Origin of the sequence: Desulfosoma caldarium, assembly GCF_003751385.1 — a bacterium.
Classification (GTDB): domain Bacteria; phylum Desulfobacterota; class Syntrophobacteria; order Syntrophobacterales; family DSM-9756; genus Desulfosoma; species Desulfosoma caldarium.
The window spans coordinates 93,286-109,453 of sequence record NZ_RJVA01000015.1; the positions used below are offsets into that span (position 1 = coordinate 93,286).

The following is a 16,168-nucleotide window of genomic DNA, read 5'->3' on the forward strand; positions in this document are numbered from 1 at the left end:
GCCGAGGGGAACTCTCTAGGATGGAGTCGTTGTGGCGCTTGAGCGGGCATAGCTCAGTTGGTAGAGCACGAGCTTCCCAAGCTTGGGGTCGCGGGTTCGAATCCCGTTGCCCGCTCCACACGGCGAGAAGCTCACCCTTTCCTCGAGCGAAAGGGCTTCCCTTTTTGAGGTGGCGGGAGCGTGGTTTTTGGCGGACGCCGACTTCGATTAGTGGATGACAATGTTCAACACGGTCTTTTGTGAACGTCGCACCTCACGGCACTGAAGCCGGATTTTCTTTGATCATTGCTCTACTAATGGGAGTGGGCTCAAAGCCCGCTTTTTTTTTGCATCGGGCACCGTGGAATGAACGGAAAAGTAGAGGCGACTCGAGCGGTTGTGCAAAAAATTTGGGATCTCACCGCGCCGTTGGTCACGGCGGAAGGAATGGAGCTCATTGAGGTGGAGTACCGCAGGGAAAGTCAAGGCTGGGTGCTGCGCCTTTTTGTGGACCGTGACGATGGCGTCAGCGTGGAAGACTGCGCGTCGGTCAGCCGCATGGTGAGCGACCTCTTGGACGTGGAGGACCCCATTCCTGGGCCATACCATCTGGAGGTGTCTTCCCCGGGGCTGAACCGACCGCTTCGACGCTGGGAACATTTTCAGCGCCAGATCGGCAATGTGATTTCCGTGCGCACGCGCCTTCCCATTGAATCTCGAAAGAATTTCAAGGGCACCCTGGTGGCGGCCCATCCGGAAGGCATTCGCATGGAATGTGACGGAACATTCTTTGACATTCCTTTGAATGCCGTGGAAAGAGCCCGTTTGCGCTACTTCGAGTCATCTCAAAGGACGCCAAAGCCGATGCGGAGCGATTGAAACACCACTGAGGCATGTAAGACCCGTTTCAGGACCGAAGATGGGCACAGGAGGAGAAAGGGCGTTATGGCCAGCGAATTGAAGCGGTTGATCGATCAAGTGAGTCGAGAAAAGGGGATCGACCGCGCCGTGTTGATTGACACCTTGGTCGAAGCGGTCAAGTCGGCCATCAAGAAACGATACGGATCCAAAGTAGATGTGGAGGTTTCCTACAGTGACGAGTTCGGCGAAATGGAAGCCTTCACGTTCAAGGAAGTGGTGGAAGACGTCAAGGATCCGGAAAAGCAGATTTCCCTTGAGGAGGCTCGAAGTCTGGACCCGGAATCGGAAATTGGCGATGAACTGGGTATTCGCATGGACACGGACACTCTGGGCCGCATTGCCGCCCAATCGGCCAAGCAGGTCATTATTCAGAAGATGAAGGATGCCGAAAGGGAAGCCACCTACGAGGAGTACAAGGATCGAAAGCGTGAAATCGTCACCGGCATCGTCCAGAAGGTGGACCGTTCCGGCATCATCGTCAACTTGGGCCGCGCCGAAGCCATTCTTCCGGTCAAGGAACAAATTCCTCGGGAAGTATACCGCCAGGGAGATCGCATTCGAGCCTACATTCTGGATGTGAAAAAGATCAGCAAGGGGCCTCAGATTGTTTTGAGCCGCACCCATCCCGATTTTTTAATTCAACTTTTTCGCATTGAGGTGCCCGAGGTCAGTGATGGCACGGTGAGCATATTGGCGGCGGCACGCGAGCCTGGATCCCGTGCCAAAATCGCCGTGGTGTCCAAGGACCCGGACGTGGACCCTGTGGGGGCCTGTGTGGGTATGAAGGGATCTCGTGTCCAGGCGGTGGTTCAGGAATTGCGTGGCGAAAAGATTGATATCGTGCCATGGAACCTTGATCCGGCCAAGTTCGTGGTCAATGCCTTGGCTCCGGCCATCATCAACAAGGTCATCATTGACCAAACGAATCGAAGCATGGAAGTCATTGTGCCCGACGATCAGCTGTCTCTGGCCATTGGCCGCCGAGGTCAAAATGTGCGCTTGGCTTCGCGTATTACGGGCTGGCATATTGACGTGAAAAGTGAATCCCGCTATGAACGGCAAAAGCAAGCTGGCTATCAGGCACTGCTGCACATCGATACCCTTAGCGAGGAAATGGCCGATAAGCTTTACGAAGCGGGCATTACGTCCTTGAGCGATTTTTGTGAGGCGGGGCTCGATGAGTTGGAATCCCTGACCGGCCTCTCTCCATCGGCCCTGGAAGCCATGCAGGCACAGGCTCAAACCTTGCTTGCAACCAGTGGAGAATTGGAGGCCGACGAGATGAACCAACACGAGGCAGAAAACAACGCTGAGGACGAGGGGGAGACGCAAGAGTCCGAATCCGAGGAGCGCGCAGAGCCGGTGGAATAAGCATGCGAGGACGGGGGCACACACCTTATCGGACCTGTATCGTGTGTCGAACCAAACGCCCAAAGCGGGACCTTGTGCGGCTCGTGCTGGATGCACAGCGCCTCGTGGTTCCTGACCTGCGGCAGCGTTTACCGGGACGTGGCGCGTACGTGTGCCCGATGTGTCTCAATGGCGTCTCCAAGAGCAAAGCGCTCTCTCGAGCCTTTCGAGGTCGGCTTCAGGGGGTGTCACCCTCTTTGATGGGGGGAATATCTCACCTGCACAAGGGATTGACGGGCTGCGTGAACACGGAGGATCATTCACTATGTGTGCGTAAGACCACAACACGTCCGCGGCCTGAGTCCGGGGACACGGCTGTTGAAGAATTCTAGGGGGTTTTTTCCATGGCACGAATGAGGGTGCACGAGCTAGCCAAAGAGTTGGACATGAATAGCAGGGAGCTCCTCGACAAGATCCTCAAAATGGGGATCGTCGTAAAAAATCATATGAGCACCTTGAGCGAATCGGCCGTTGCCAAAATCCGTGAACACCTGCAAAGGGACGTGACCAGACAGGTGGAGGAAAAGCGGATCGGCCGACAGGTCATTCGACGACGAAAAAAGATCGAGGTCGAGCAACCTGCAGAGGTTCAGGTGGCTGGGGCGGGGGAAGCGCCCGAGGTCTTGGGACAAGAGGATCAGAAGGCCGCGGAAGAACCCGCCGCTACCGAGATCCCCGTTGCAACGGCTGCGAAGCCGCCCGTGGAGCCCGAAGACGTCGCGGAAGCTGCGAAGCCGCCTGCGGAAGAGCCGACACCCTCGGTGACTTCGGCTGCGGAAGCCGAGAAGGTGGAAGAGGTTTCTGAAAAGGCGCTGAAAACGGCCATTGAAGTGTCGCCGGTTCCAGAAGAGCCTGGCCTTGGTGAAGCGGCGGAAGCGGAAGCCGTGCACGAAGAGGCCCCCGCTGAGCCGATGTCGGCTCAAGAAGACTCTGTGACGGCCGAGGCCATGGAGGAAGCGGGTGCGGAACCCGTGCCTTCTGCCGAGAAGGAAAAAGAGATTCGAAAAGCCCCCGCTGAGGTCGAGGAGGAAACGGATCAACCGGCCCGCATCATTTCTCGCCCCGAACCCGTTCGAGCGGCCGAGGAGCCCATGGAAGCTCTGGCGGTCGTGTCAGAGAAAGGGGAAGAGGAAGAGGACAAGGCCAAGAAGAAAAAAGGCAAGCGGCGCCGGAGAAAGCGCCGAAAAGACGAGCCGGCGCGCATTATCAGCCTGCCGGAAATCATTCCCTCGGAACCCGAAGAGGAACCTGAGGTGCCGCCGACGGTGGTGCGCTTTCTTCCGGAACAGGAAATCAGTCGAGAACCTCTGCGCAAGAAGCGCTTGCGCCCGGACGAGGAACCCTCAGGGCCCGAAAAGAAGCTGCGCAAGGGCCGTAAGGAAGTCGTCGGGCGGGAAGAGCTTTATACCAAGAAGGAGTTGCGCGCTCAGGACGAACGGGGCAAGGAAAGTTTACGGCGCGAGGACCACGGGCCACAAAAGCCCCAGATCACCGTCCCCAAAGCCATCAAGCGGCGCATTCGCATCGATGAAGCGATCACGGTGGCCAATTTGGCGCGGCAAATGGGCGTCAAGGCCACGGAGGTCATCAAGAAACTGCTTGCCTTGGGCCTCCCGGCCAACATCAATCAGGCCATCGACTTTGATGCCGCGGCTCTGGTGGCCGCCGAGTTCGACTACGAGGTGGAAAAGGCCGGGTTTGAAGAGGAAGACATTTTGCAAACCGTCGAAGATCGCCCGGAAGACCTGCAACCTCGTCCTCCGGTGGTGACCGTCATGGGCCACGTGGACCACGGCAAGACTTCACTTCTGGACGCCATTCGCCACACCAGGGTCATTGACCAAGAAGCCGGCGGCATTACCCAGCACATCGGCGCCTACTTCGTGGAATTGGACGGGCGCCATATCACCTTTCTGGACACGCCTGGCCACGAAGCCTTTACGGCCATGCGGGCTCGAGGAGCCAAAGTGACGGACATTGTCATTTTGGTGGTGGCTGCCGACGACGGAGTTATGCAGCAAACGGTGGAAGCCATCAACCATTCCAAGGCGGCCGGTGTGCCCATCATGGTGGCCATCAACAAGATTGACAAACCCAACGCCAACCCCGATCGCGTCAAGAGAGAACTGTCCGAACACGGCCTGTTGCCCGAGGAATGGGGCGGGGACGTTACCATGGTGGAAATTTCCGCCAAGAAAAAGATGGGCATTGAAGAACTTCTAGAAATGGTGCTGCTGCAGGCCGAACTGATGGAACTCAAGGCCAACCCCAATAAGCCGGCTCGAGGCCGTGTCATAGAAGCCAAGCTGGACAAAGGTCGAGGTCCCGTGGCCACCATTTTGGTGCAGGAAGGGACTCTGAGGGAAGGTAACGCCTATGTGTGCGGCACCTATTTCGGCCGAGTGCGCAGCATGTTCAACGATAAGGGCCAGAAAGTGACGGCCGCGGGCCCTTCGGTGCCCGTGGAAGTCATAGGCCTGTCCGGCGTGCCCAATGCGGGCGACGATTTTGTCGTATTGGCCGACGAAAAGCAGGCCAAGCTCGTCGCCGAACATCGCCAGCTGAAAGCGCGGGAAAAGGAACTGTCACGAACCACCAAGGTCACTCTGGAAAAGCTCTACGGACAGATTCGGGACGGCCAAATCCAGGAAATCAGCGTCATTCTCAAGACCGACGTTCAGGGGTCTCTGGAAGCCATTCGGGATTCCTTGCTAAAGCTCTCCACTCCCGACGTGAAGGTCTCGCTCATCCACGCCGGCACGGGCGCTATTTCCGAAAGCGACGTCATGCTCGCTTCGGCCTCCAACGCCCTCATCATCGGGTTCAACGTGCGAGCCGATGCCAAAGCTCAGGAGCTGGCGGAACAGGAAAAGGTGAGCATTCGTTACTACGATGTGATCTACCAGATCCTGGACGACATCAAAGACGCCATGGTGGGGTTACTGGAACCTCAATACCAGGAAGAGATTGTGGGCCGTGCCGAAGTGCGCCAGACCTTTCACATTTCCCGTATTGGCACTGTGGCGGGATGTTACGTTACCGAGGGCAAGGTGGAACGCAGTGCCAAGGTGCGGCTCCTTCGTGATGGAGTGGTGGTCTGGGACGGTAAGATTTCGTCTTTGAAACGCTTCAAAGACGATGCGCGCGAAGTCAAAGCCGGCTTTGAATGCGGTTTGACCATCGAAAACTTTAACGACATCAAGGTGGGGGACCTGTTGGAAGTCTACCAGATGGTCGAGGTGGCTCCGGTTTTGGAAACCAGGCCGAGTCCAGAGGATCGGCCGCAGCCTTGATGGGCAAGTCCATGGCATGACCCAGCCAGGCGGTGTGTTCGTCATCGAAGGTGCATGAGTCGCATGAAGGAAACCACGGTCAATGTGGGAGTGGCCCGGGTCACGTTTCGGCTTCACGGAAACGATTCGCTGAAGGGAAAGCGCAAGATCGTCAAGAGCCTCATCGAAAGGAGTCGAAACCGCTTTCCCATTGCCATCGCCGAAGTGGATGATCTGGATCGTTATCAGCGGGCCACCTTGGGCATTGCCGTCATCGGCAACGATTCCCGCCTGCTCAACGCTATTTTGGACAAGGTGGTCGAGTACATGGCGGGAATGGGCCTTGCCGATTTGGAAAGTCACCACTTTGAGATCATCCCGCTCTAGGAGCCTGTCAAGCAACGGGCTTGCGGGCTTCGAGAAGGTATCCTTATAGGGGTGGCTCGGGCCGCCACAATAAGCCATGCGCCTTGCGGCGGCGTTAACACTCGAAGCCCTAAGAGCCTTACTCGGGCATGCTTGCAGCGGGAGACGACGGACAGACCATGCAATATAAAAGATCAGAACGTGTTGCAGATCTTCTGCAGCGCACCGTCGCCGAAATTTTGCTGCGGCGCGTGCGGGATCCTCGACTGAGCAAACTGACCGTGACCGGCGTAGACGTGAGCGCCGACCTTCGGTATGCCAAGATTTATTACTGCTTTGTGGGCTCTGAGGAGGAACGCCCTCAGGTGTCTCAGGCTCTGGAGAAAGCTCGGCCCTTCATCCGTCGTGAAATCGGCCGCCGAGTGGAACTGCGCTACGTGCCGGATATTCAATTCTTCTTCGACACCTCTTTTGATTACGGAGAAAAAATTGAACGGTTGCTTCATCGAATCCACGAAGAATCCTGACCTCTGCAGCGAACGCTCCAGCGCAGTGCTCCACGAGCGCCCTTGTGAGGAAACCCATCGAGGGCAGGTGCTGGCCGCCTTGAAACAGGTCATTTCCAAAGGGCGGCGCTTTGCCGTGGCCACGCACGTGCGTCCCGACGGGGATGCCGTCGGATCCCTTTTGGCCGCTACCACCATACTGCGCCTTTTGGGGAAAACCGTCGACGCCTATTGTGAAGACCCGCCCCCTCCGGGTCATGATTTCCTGGAAGGCATCGAGTGCATTCACCATTCCTGGAATGCGGCTGCAGACTATGACACGGCCATTTTGGTGGATTGCGGTGAATTTAACCGAGTCGGCACGGCCTTGGCGGAACCTCTTTCTCGAGTTCCCACCCTGGTCAATATCGACCATCATGTGAGCCACGATCCCTTTGGCACCGTGGCGTGGGTTGAACCAACAGCCAGCAGCACCTGTGAACTGCTCTATGACCTCGCGGTGTTTCTCGGCGTGCCCATCACGCCCGCTTTGGCCACCCAACTCTACACCGGCCTTCTTACCGATACCGGCTCCTTTCGGTTTTCCAACACGACCCGTAGAGTGTTGGCCATCGCCACGGAACTCGTGGGGCACGGCGCCCAGCCTGCTTTTATCGCTGCCCAGATTTACGATTCCGGATCCCCGCAACGGTTGCGGCTTCTGGCCCAGGTGCTTTTGACCGTAGCTTTTGACGCCGACAATCGCTTGGCCACCGCCGAACTGAGCCAGGCCATGTTTCGGGACACGGGAGCGACGCGCGCCGATGCGGAAAGTTTCATCAACCATCTGCGCAGTGTCCGCTCGGTCTACATGGCCGCGTTGTTTCGTGAAGAAGAAGATGGCATCGTGCATGTGAGCCTGCGGTCTAAGGACCCTGTGGATGTGGCAGCCTTTGCACGTCGATACGGTGGTGGTGGACATCGACACGCGGCGGCGTTTCGCACTCGAGGCGTCCTGGCTCAGGTGCGGGCGGCCGTGACGCAGAAGGCGCGGGAGTATCTCAACAGCCATGCATGAAACGGGGCAGATATCGATGAATTCGTTGAAGCGCTCGGCACAACGCGCCCCTTCTGTTGTCGTGCACGGCGTCCTTTTGGTGGACAAACCCGAAGGGTGGACATCCCATGACGTGGTGGACTCTTTGCGCCGTCGCCTGGGTGTTTCCAAAATGGGCCACACGGGCACTCTGGATCCCTTCGCCACAGGCCTTCTGGTGCTTTGCCTCGGCGAGGCCACCCGCATCGCCGACCTGCTCACGCACATGGACAAGCGATACATTTTCCGTATGCGCCTCGGTGTGGAAACAGACACCTTGGATCTCACGGGCCGGGTCACACGGGTCTACGAGGGACCTGCCGTGAGCCCGGAACGTCTTCGAAACACGGCAGCCGAAATGGTCGGTCCCCAGATGCAGCAGGTGCCGCGATACGCCGCCGTCAAGGTGCAAGGACGTCGCCTTTATGAATGGACGCGGGCCGGCAAGGAAATAGAGGCACCTCGCAGACCCGTGGAGATTTATTCCCTGCACATTGTGGAAGACACATGGCCCGAAATCTCGTGCCATGTGCATTGTTCCAAGGGAACCTACGTGCGGCAGTTGGCCGCCGACCTGGGACGCCGCCTTGGCTGTGGCGCCCACGTCACGGCGCTGCGGCGAACGGAAAGTGGACCGTTCTCGGTCCATGATGCTCTGCCTTTGGACGCTTTGGACAGGATGGCTCACGATCGGGAGTGGATGCGCCACGTCATTCCGCTTCATGCGGCCCTTTCCCATCTGCCTGCTGTGGTGGTGACCGATGCCGCCATTCGAAACCGAATACGCCATGGACAGTTGCCTGAAACCTGGCTGAATTCGCAAGCGGTGGTTGCGGAAGGACACGGCGGACCCGTGCGCCTCATGGGTCCCAACAACGTGCTGCTGGCCCTGTGGTGGCCCGTGGCTCAGCCTGGCCAACGTCGTCTAAAGGTCTTTCGATCATCGGACACTTTCATCTAGACAAAGGAGGATACACGTGGTTCTCACCCCAGAAAGAAAAAAAGAAATCATCGACACTTACAAAATTCACCCCACTGATACGGGCTCACCCGAAGTCCAGATCGCTTTGCTAAGCGAACGAATCAATTATTTGACCGAGCATTTCAAAGTTCACAAAAAGGACCATCACTCGCGCCGCGGTTTGCTCAAACTGGTCGGCCAGAGGCGACAATTGCTCAACTATTTGAAACGTAAAAACATCGATCGCTACCACACGTTGATCGAGCGCTTGGGGCTGCGCCGGTAATAGGGATACCGATCAACCCCGGAAAGACGAGGAACAGATCTATGAAGAAATCGGTCCAGGTTGACGTGGGCGGACGCCCCCTCATCATTGAAACGGGCCACGCGGTCCGACAAGCCAGTGGAGCGGTGTTTGTGCGCTACGGGGACACAGTGGTTATGGTGGCCGCCGTGAAAGAAGACCGCATCCGCGAAGGCATCGATTTTGTGCCGCTCATGGTGGAATACCAAGAAATGAGCTATGCCGCGGGAAGAATTCCGGGCGGCTTTTTTCGAAGGGAAATCGGAAGACCCAGCGAAAAGGAAACCCTCACTTCCCGCCTCATCGACCGCCCCATTCGGCCCTTGTTTCCCAAAGGCTTTGCCTATGAAACCCAGGTGATTGCCACGGTGCTTTCGGTGGATCAGGAAAACGAACCGGACGTGGTGGCTTTGACGGGAGCTTCGGCGGCTTTGCATCTTTCGCCCATTCCCTTTGCGGGACCCGTGGCCGCCGTGCGTGTGGGGCGCGTCGACGGCCGCTTCATTATCAATCCTAGCGCCGCGCAGCTTGAACGCAGCGATATGAACGTGGTTGTGGCCGGCAGCCGCGACGCCGTGGTCATGGTGGAGGGGGGCGCCCAATTTGTTCCCGAAGCGGACATTTTGGAAGCCATCGGCGAAGCGCATCGGGCCATCCTGCCCATTTTGGACGCTCAAGAAGAACTGCGGCGCCTGGCCGGCGTGCCCAAGGAAGAAATCGTCGAGCCCTCGATTCCTGCAGAACTGGAACAGGCAGTGCGGCAGATGGCCGCGGCCGGCATGCGCGAAGCCATGACGACGGCCGACAAGATGCAGCGTCGGGACAAAAAGAAAGCGCTCCATGCCAGCGTGCTTGCCGCCTTGGCGGAGACCTTCCCCGGCTCGGAAAAGGACGTAGAGCGCGTTCTAGAAAAGCTGGAAAAAGAAACGGTGCGGCGTATGATGGTTGAGGAACGGCGCCGCATTGACGGCCGCGCTTTTGATGAAATTCGCCCCCTCAGCATCGAGGTCGGCCTTTTGCCGCGCACCCATGGTTCGGCCCTGTTTCGGAGGGGAGAAACCCAGGTTCTGGCCGTCACCACTTTGGGCTCATCCAGCGATGAGCAAAAGATCGAAGCCCTCACGGGCGAATCCTTCAAGTCCTTCATGCTTCACTACAACTTTCCGCCCTACTCGGTGGGCGAAGTGCGCCCGTTGCGCGGACCGGGCCGCCGAGAAATCGGCCATGGCGCTTTGGCGGAACGTGCCGTGAAACCCATTCTGCCTCCCAACGGCACTTTTCCTTACACGATTCGCGTGGTCTGCGAAGTGCTGGAATCCAACGGCAGCAGTTCCATGGCAAGCGTGTGCGGCGCGTGCCTGTCGCTTATGGACGCTGGAGTCCCCGTGCAGGACATGGTAGCCGGCATTGCCATGGGTCTCATCAAGGAAGGTGACAATTTCCTGATCCTTTCTGACATTCTGGGCGATGAAGATCACCTGGGCGACATGGACTTCAAGGTCACCGGAAACGAAAAGGGTGTGACAGCGATTCAGATGGATGTGAAGATTGCGGGAATCAGCCGAGAAATCATGACACGGGCCTTGGAACAGGCCCGCCAGGGACGGCTGTTTATCCTGTCTCGAATGAGAGAGGTGATCTCCACCCCGCGTTCGGAATTGTCCCCCTATGCGCCGCGCATGGAAGTCATTCAAATCAACCCGGAAAAGATTCGCGATGTCATCGGCCCGGGCGGAAAGATCATTCGAGGGATTGTGGCGGAAACCGGGGCCAAGATCGACATCGAAGATTCGGGCCGCGTGGTGATCATGAGTCCGGACAAGGATGCATGCCAAAAGGCCATCGACAGGATTCGAGGACTGACAATGGAACCCGAAATCGGCCAGGTCTACATGGCTCGGGTCACCAAGGTCACGGACTTTGGCGCTTTTGCGGAAATTCTTCCGCATACAGAAGGCCTCATTCACATCTCACAGCTGGACCACAAGCGGGTGCAGAAAGTAACCGACGTGGTCAAAGAAGGCGATGAGGTGTTGGTGAAGGTTATCGACATCGATCGCGAAGGGCGCATACGGCTGAGCCGAAAGGCCGTGCTTGGCGATCCGGAACACCGCAAGGGGAGAGGCCGCGTTGGTTCGTAAGACCGTTCTTTCCAACGGCATTCGCATCGTGACCGAAAAGATGCCCGGAGTGCACTCCGTCTCCATGGGCATTTGGGTCAACGTGGGGTCCCGCGATGAAGAACCTCACGAGCAAGGGGTGACCCACTTCATCGAACACATGCTTTTTAAAGGCACGGCGCAGCGGTCTGCTCTAGACATCGCCATGGCGCTGGATGCGGTGGGAGGCTTCGCCAACGCTTTTACGTCCAAAGAAAACCTGTGCCTTCACGCCAAGGTTCTGGATAGCCACCTGGACCTGGTGGTGGATGTGCTCACGGACATTTTTCTCCATTCGCTGTTCGCCGACGAAGACATTGAAAAGGAACGCCAGGTCGTGGTGCAGGAAATCAACATGATCGAAGATTCCCCGGAAGACCTGGCACACATTCTTTTTCAGCAACACTTTTGGAGGGCTCATCCCCTGGGTGCGCCCATCTACGGCACCCAGGAATCCGTTATGGCTTTGGACCGGTCCAAAATTCTGAATTTTTTGAGTAGACGCTTCGCCCCACGGGCCGTGCTCGTGGCGGCAGCGGGCAACGTGGACCATGAGGCCTTTGTAGACCTGGTGGCTCCCCATGTGGCCTCCTTAAACCATTCCCGCCATGCCCCGCATCGGCAACCCCCTCAGGTCTTTTGCCATCGAACCCTACTGCCCAAGGACCTGGAACAGGTCCATATCTGCCTGGGTTTTCCTGGATGTTCCCAAGCTGACCCTGAACGCTTTGCCTGCCATGTGGTCAACGTGGTTCTGGGCAATAGCATGAGCAGCCGGTTGTTCCAGGAAGTGCGTGAAAAGCGTGGCCTAGCCTATTCCATATATTCCTTTGTGAACAGCCATGAGGACACGGGGCTTATGGGCGTGTATGCCGCCGTGTCGCCCGAGAACGTGGCCGAAACCTTGGATGTCATCACCGCCGAAATGGACGCCGTGCGCCGCGATGCCATCACCGCCTCGGAACTGGACGCCGCCAAGGAATACCTCAAGGGAAGCATGTACCTGAATGCGGAAAGCACCGATGCGCGCATGAATCGGCTGGCCAAGAATGAATTCGTCTTTGGCCGCCATGTACCTTTGGAAGAGGTGGAAAAGGCCATTGACGCCGTGACGGTCGACGATGTGCGGGCTTGGTTCGTTAAACACTATCAACCGGAAAACACCGCCGTGACGCTTCTGGGACCTGTGGAAAACACAGCCGACGACATGGCGGCCGCGTGAATGGGCAAGCCATGGCTTTGAAATTTCAAGTTCTTGCCAGTGGGTCCAAAGGCAACGCCATCTATGTGGCCAGTGAGTCCACGGCCCTTCTAGTGGATGCGGGGTTAAGCGCCAAGGAGGTTGTGCGGCGCATGGAGGGGAGCGATCTCAGTCCTCGAAGGCTGGCCGCCGTCCTGATCAGTCACGAACACAGTGACCATATTCGCGGTGTGGGGGTGCTGAGCCGTCGCTTCGATCTTCCCGTCTACCTCACCCAAGCCACCCTGGAAGGCCTTCCAAGTCAGCTGGGTGAATTGGCCGCAGCCCACATCATTCAATCCGGCCGCACCTTTTCTGTGGGCGACTTGACCGTCCACCCCTTTGCCCTTTCCCACGATGCCGCCGATCCCGTGGGCTATCTCGTAGAACACAACGGGTGCCGCCTCGCCATCTGCACCGACTGCGGCACGGTCACACAGTTGGTGCGCGCGCGCCTTCAACAATGCCACGGCCTCATCCTGGAAGCCAATCACGACGTGCATCGCCTGATCCACGGCCCCTACGCCTGGCATCTTAAGCAGCGTATTCGCAGCCGGCATGGGCACTTGAGCAACGAGGAATGCTGCGACCTGCTGCAGGAAGTCAACCACCGCAACCTGCAGGTCGTGGTTCTGGCGCATTTAAGCGAAATCAACAACGATCCCCGACTGGTTCGAGACACGCTCGGCCAAAAACTTCGCCGAGAACAGTGGCATCATGTGCGGTTCCTCATCGCCGCCCAGGACCGTACCAGCCCCTTGTGTGAGCTAAACCCCTGAGGAGGTCTTTCATGGTTTTGATGCCCAAAGCTTTCTTGCTGCCCATCGACGACACGGAAGAATCCCTTCGCCCCATCCGCTTCCTCACCCAGCTCTATGCAGATCGGTCGGAAATCAGCCTGACCGTTCATTACCTGGTGCCTTCCCTGCCACCCGTCTACGCCGAAGGGCGTCTGAGTCCCGCCCAGGTGGCGAAAAAAAAGGAGTTTCTCAGAAAACGGGAAGAAGCGGCCCAAAGAGCCTGCGCTCGAGCCAAGCAAGTGCTTCTGGAATCGGGCTTCAGCGAAGACATCATTCATGAATTCGTCCAGGAAAAGGAACTCACCGTTGCCCATCACGCCTGCCGCTTGGCCGACATCAAGCGGGTGGACGCCGTTCTGTTTCCCAAGCAGGCCAGCAGCCGATTGGAAGGGTTTCTCAAGGGGGACCACACCTCCGCCCTGCTCCATCACTGTCTCGTCAGCCCCATCTGGTTCGTGGACAATCCCGTGGACATATCGCGCGCCGTGGTGTGTGTTTCCGAGCACGCCGCTTCGGTGCGAGCCTTGGATCACGCTTTGTTTATGTTGGAAGGCACCTCGACGCGGATCGATGTGGTCCATTTTTCTAAACGGCTCTCCAAGAAAATCGTTGCCGAAGGCCGAGAATCCAGTGCGGAAATGGATCGGTGGGTGGCCGACCAACCCAAAGAAGTTCGGGAAAACTACGCCAAGGCTTTGGACATGATCGGGCAGAGCTCCATCGAAGCCGAGCGGTTACGCCTCGTGGCCGCCCCCCATTCCGGCAAGGTTGCCGCAGACATCCTTGCCTACTGCGCCGAACAGCGCGCCGGCATCGTGGTGTTGGGTCACGGAGGCTCGGAGGGCACCTGGGGCTTTCTCAAGAGTTCCGTCACAAAGAAGATCCTCGCGGACTTTCGCCACCAAGCCGTGTGGGTCAACCAATAAGACGACCGTCCGAGGCCTCATCGATCGCGCGGGTTGGCACGGTCGCGCAATTCCCCGTGCGAGTTCGCAGCACCGGTCAGCTCGGCGCTGTGGGATCCGACGTTCGACCTATGCATTTGGAGAACCGGTACAGCCGTAAAGGTTGTTCACGACGGGCGTGCGATGCCGGAACAGGACACGGGTTTCAACAGGATTTTTTAGTGTAAAACTTTGCTGATCGAGACGGCGCTCACTTTAAACTCGGGGATCTTGGCTACCGGGTCGTACGCTTCCGCGCTCGTCACCACATTGGCCGGGCTTTCTCCAAAGTGAATAGGGACAAAAACCATCCCACGGGAAACCCGCCGAGTCAGTCGTGCTGGAGCTTCGACTTGGCCCCGTCGCGAAGAAACCCGAATCAATTCCCCATCGCGAATGCCCATGTGCTGCGCATCTTCCGGATGCATCTCCACGTACCCGTCTTTTTGCTCCGCATCGAGACTCGGCGTAATGCGCGTCATGGTCCCTGTGTGGTAGTGCGCAAACATTCGGCCTGTGGTCACATAAAACGGCATTTCTGGGCTGGGCTGCTCCATAGGATCCTGGTGTTCGACCACATGGAATTGACCCAAACCCCGGCTGAACCGATGCCGGTGAAGAAAAGGCGTCCCTGGATGATCCAGCGTCGGGCACGGCCACTGCAGCCCGTCGATTCCCAGTCGTTCGTAGCGCATTCCACCGTACAGGGCTGGAGCCAAGTCGGCTATTTCCTCAAAAATCTCCCGGGGACCGCTGTAGTCCATGGGGTAGCCCATGGCTTGGGCCAGAAGACAGAGGATTCGCCAATCAGGAAGACTTTCGCCCACAGGTTCCACGGCGGGTCGAATCCGCTGACATCGGCGTTCCGTATTGGTCACGGTGCCTTCCTTTTCGGCACACGAGGCGGCAGCGAAGACCACGTCGGCCACCTGCGCCGTTTCAGATAGAAAGATATCCTGAACCACTAGAAACTCCAGGCGCTTCATGGCAGAGCGCAGGTGATTCCAGTCAGGATCGCTAAGGCGCGGGTTTTCCCCGATCACGTACAGCGCCTTCAGTCTTCCATCCGCCATAGCCTGCGCCATCTCCGTGATGGTCATACCGGGCTGTGCAGGAATGGGCACGCCCCAGGCGCGCGCGAATCTGTGGCGCACTTCCGCATCGGTGACCGGCTGATAACCCGGCAACACATTAGGCAAACCACCCATATCACATGCACCCTGCACATTGTTCTGTCCCCTCAGAGGATTAACGCCGCCGCCCCGGACACCAACGTTGCCACATAGCAAGGCCAGATTGCACACGGCCTTGACGTTGTCGACCCCGGTGCTGTGCTGCGTGATTCCCATGGCGTACACGATGGAAGCGGGCTTGTTCAGCGCGTAAAGCCTGGCCATCTTTTCCAGGACACCCGCTTGCACTCCCGTGATCGCTTCCACTCTCTCAGGAGTGTAGGCAAGCACCGAGCGGGAAAATTCTTCAAATCCTTCGGTTCTGTTTTGAATGTAAGCTGTATCGTGCCAGCCGTTGCGCACGATGTGATACATCATCCCGTTTAGCAAGGCCACGTCTGTGCCCAACCGATGCTGCACCGCCACGTCAGCGTACAGGCCCAGGTGAATCCGTCTCGGGTCGGCCACCATCACCACCGCCCCTTTTTCTCGAGCGCGCCAGATTCGTGTGGCGATCACAGGATGGCATTCTGTCGTGTTAGATCCGATCACGAAAAGACACGCACTGTCCTCCATATCGGCGATCGAATTGGTCATGGCTCCACTTCCAAACGCGGCGGCAAGACCTACCACCGTGGAGGAATGTCAAAGCCTGGCACAATGATCAATGTTGTTGGTGCCCAAGACCGCGCGAGCAAACTTTTGCGCCAGAAAGTTTTCTTCATTGGTCATCTTGGCGGACACAAGCACACCAATGGCTTCAGGTCCGTGCTTTTCCTTAATCTCCGAGAGTCGATGCGCCGCAACGTGCAGCGCCTGTGGCCAACTGGCCTTATGCAAACGCCCCAAAGTTCGCACGAGAGGCGCTTTGAGCCTCAGCGGGTGGTGCACGAAAGCATGAGCATTCCATCCCTTGATGCACAGTTTTCCGTCACTGACCACGTGGCCTTTCAAAGGCAGCACGCCCAGGATGCGGCCGTTCATGACCTTGTAAAGCACACCGCACCCTACGCCGCAATAAGGACACACGGACGGCACGCACTGGTAATCCATGGCTAT

General features: G+C 57.8%; 14 protein-coding genes and 1 tRNA gene. 14 read left to right on the forward strand and 1 reads right to left on the reverse strand.

Annotated features, from left to right (window positions below):
• Positions 1 to 42 precede the first annotated feature (42 nt).
• From EDC27_RS13980 to EDC27_RS14045, 14 genes are all read left to right on the forward strand, one after another.
• A tRNA-Gly gene (locus tag EDC27_RS13980) sits at positions 43 to 118 on the forward strand.
• A gap of 227 nt (positions 119 to 345) precedes the next feature.
• Positions 346 to 858 carry a ribosome maturation factor RimP gene (locus tag EDC27_RS13985; protein ID WP_123291254.1) on the forward strand — a complete coding sequence of 171 codons (513 nt, stop codon included), beginning with the start codon at positions 346 to 348 and terminating at the stop codon, positions 856 to 858.
• 66 nt (positions 859 to 924) lie between these two features.
• Positions 925 to 2,271, forward strand: coding sequence for a transcription termination factor NusA (nusA, locus tag EDC27_RS13990; RefSeq protein ID WP_123291255.1), 1,347 nt, complete (start codon positions 925 to 927; stop codon positions 2,269 to 2,271).
• Between the two features lie 2 nt (positions 2,272 to 2,273).
• The gene (locus tag EDC27_RS16955) at positions 2,274 to 2,642 is read left to right on the forward strand and encodes a YlxR family protein (protein WP_123291256.1); all 369 of its coding nucleotides are present in this window, start codon (positions 2,274 to 2,276) and stop codon (positions 2,640 to 2,642) included.
• A gap of 12 nt (positions 2,643 to 2,654) precedes the next feature.
• Positions 2,655 to 5,603 carry a translation initiation factor IF-2 gene (infB, locus tag EDC27_RS14000; protein WP_123291257.1) on the forward strand — a complete coding sequence of 983 codons (2,949 nt, stop codon included), beginning with the start codon at positions 2,655 to 2,657 and terminating at the stop codon, positions 5,601 to 5,603.
• A gap of 54 nt (positions 5,604 to 5,657) precedes the next feature.
• Positions 5,658 to 5,969, forward strand: a complete 312-nt coding sequence (locus EDC27_RS14005) for a DUF503 domain-containing protein (RefSeq protein ID WP_245994603.1) — start codon at positions 5,658 to 5,660, stop codon at positions 5,967 to 5,969.
• A gap of 158 nt (positions 5,970 to 6,127) precedes the next feature.
• Entirely contained in the window at positions 6,128 to 6,475 is a 348-nt protein-coding gene (gene rbfA, locus EDC27_RS14010) for a 30S ribosome-binding factor RbfA (protein ID WP_123291338.1), read from the forward strand.
• Positions 6,438 to 7,511 carry a DHH family phosphoesterase gene (locus tag EDC27_RS14015; protein WP_170161835.1) on the forward strand — a complete coding sequence of 358 codons (1,074 nt, stop codon included), beginning with the start codon at positions 6,438 to 6,440 and terminating at the stop codon, positions 7,509 to 7,511. The genes rbfA and EDC27_RS14015 overlap by 38 nt, the downstream gene beginning before the upstream one ends.
• A gap of 16 nt (positions 7,512 to 7,527) precedes the next feature.
• Positions 7,528 to 8,490, forward strand: a complete 963-nt coding sequence (gene truB, locus EDC27_RS14020) for a tRNA pseudouridine(55) synthase TruB (protein WP_170161836.1) — start codon at positions 7,528 to 7,530, stop codon at positions 8,488 to 8,490.
• Between the two features lie 16 nt (positions 8,491 to 8,506).
• Positions 8,507 to 8,776, forward strand: coding sequence for a 30S ribosomal protein S15 (gene rpsO / locus EDC27_RS14025; protein WP_123291261.1), 270 nt, complete (start codon positions 8,507 to 8,509; stop codon positions 8,774 to 8,776).
• 41 nt (positions 8,777 to 8,817) lie between these two features.
• A complete protein-coding gene (pnp, locus tag EDC27_RS14030; protein WP_123291262.1) occupies positions 8,818 to 10,935 on the forward strand; it encodes a polyribonucleotide nucleotidyltransferase in 2,118 nt (705 codons plus the stop codon).
• A complete protein-coding gene (locus EDC27_RS14035; protein ID WP_123291263.1) occupies positions 10,925 to 12,175 on the forward strand; it encodes a M16 family metallopeptidase in 1,251 nt (416 codons plus the stop codon). The genes pnp and EDC27_RS14035 overlap by 11 nt, the downstream gene beginning before the upstream one ends.
• An 11-nt stretch (positions 12,176 to 12,186) precedes the next feature.
• Positions 12,187 to 12,972, forward strand: a complete 786-nt coding sequence (locus EDC27_RS14040) for an MBL fold metallo-hydrolase (protein WP_123291339.1) — start codon at positions 12,187 to 12,189, stop codon at positions 12,970 to 12,972.
• Between the two features lie 11 nt (positions 12,973 to 12,983).
• Complete coding sequence (locus EDC27_RS14045; RefSeq protein ID WP_123291264.1) at positions 12,984 to 13,919, forward strand: universal stress protein; 936 nt, start codon at positions 12,984 to 12,986, stop codon at positions 13,917 to 13,919.
• Positions 13,920 to 14,116: 197 nt separating this feature from the next.
• On the opposite strand, the gene fdhF is transcribed toward EDC27_RS14045, so the two are convergent.
• Positions 14,117 to 16,162, reverse strand: coding sequence for a formate dehydrogenase subunit alpha (gene fdhF, locus EDC27_RS14050; RefSeq protein WP_123291265.1), 2,046 nt, complete (start codon positions 16,160 to 16,162; stop codon positions 14,117 to 14,119).
• Positions 16,163 to 16,168: the final 6 nt, after the last annotated feature.

Coding starts and splice junctions, on each gene's coding strand:
- EDC27_RS13985 (WP_123291254.1), top strand. CDS start 346: ATGAACGGAAAAGTAGAGGCGACTCGAGCGGTTGTGCAAAAAATTTGG.
- nusA (WP_123291255.1), top strand. CDS start 925: ATGGCCAGCGAATTGAAGCGGTTGATCGATCAAGTGAGTCGAGAAAAG.
- EDC27_RS16955 (WP_123291256.1), top strand. CDS start 2,274: ATGCGAGGACGGGGGCACACACCTTATCGGACCTGTATCGTGTGTCGA.
- infB (WP_123291257.1), top strand. CDS start 2,655: ATGGCACGAATGAGGGTGCACGAGCTAGCCAAAGAGTTGGACATGAAT.
- EDC27_RS14005 (WP_245994603.1), top strand. CDS start 5,658: ATGAGTCGCATGAAGGAAACCACGGTCAATGTGGGAGTGGCCCGGGTC.
- rbfA (WP_123291338.1), top strand. CDS start 6,128: ATGCAATATAAAAGATCAGAACGTGTTGCAGATCTTCTGCAGCGCACC.
- truB (WP_170161836.1), top strand. CDS start 7,528: ATGAATTCGTTGAAGCGCTCGGCACAACGCGCCCCTTCTGTTGTCGTG.
- pnp (WP_123291262.1), top strand. CDS start 8,818: ATGAAGAAATCGGTCCAGGTTGACGTGGGCGGACGCCCCCTCATCATT.
- EDC27_RS14040 (WP_123291339.1), top strand. CDS start 12,187: ATGGCTTTGAAATTTCAAGTTCTTGCCAGTGGGTCCAAAGGCAACGCC.
- EDC27_RS14045 (WP_123291264.1), top strand. CDS start 12,984: ATGGTTTTGATGCCCAAAGCTTTCTTGCTGCCCATCGACGACACGGAA.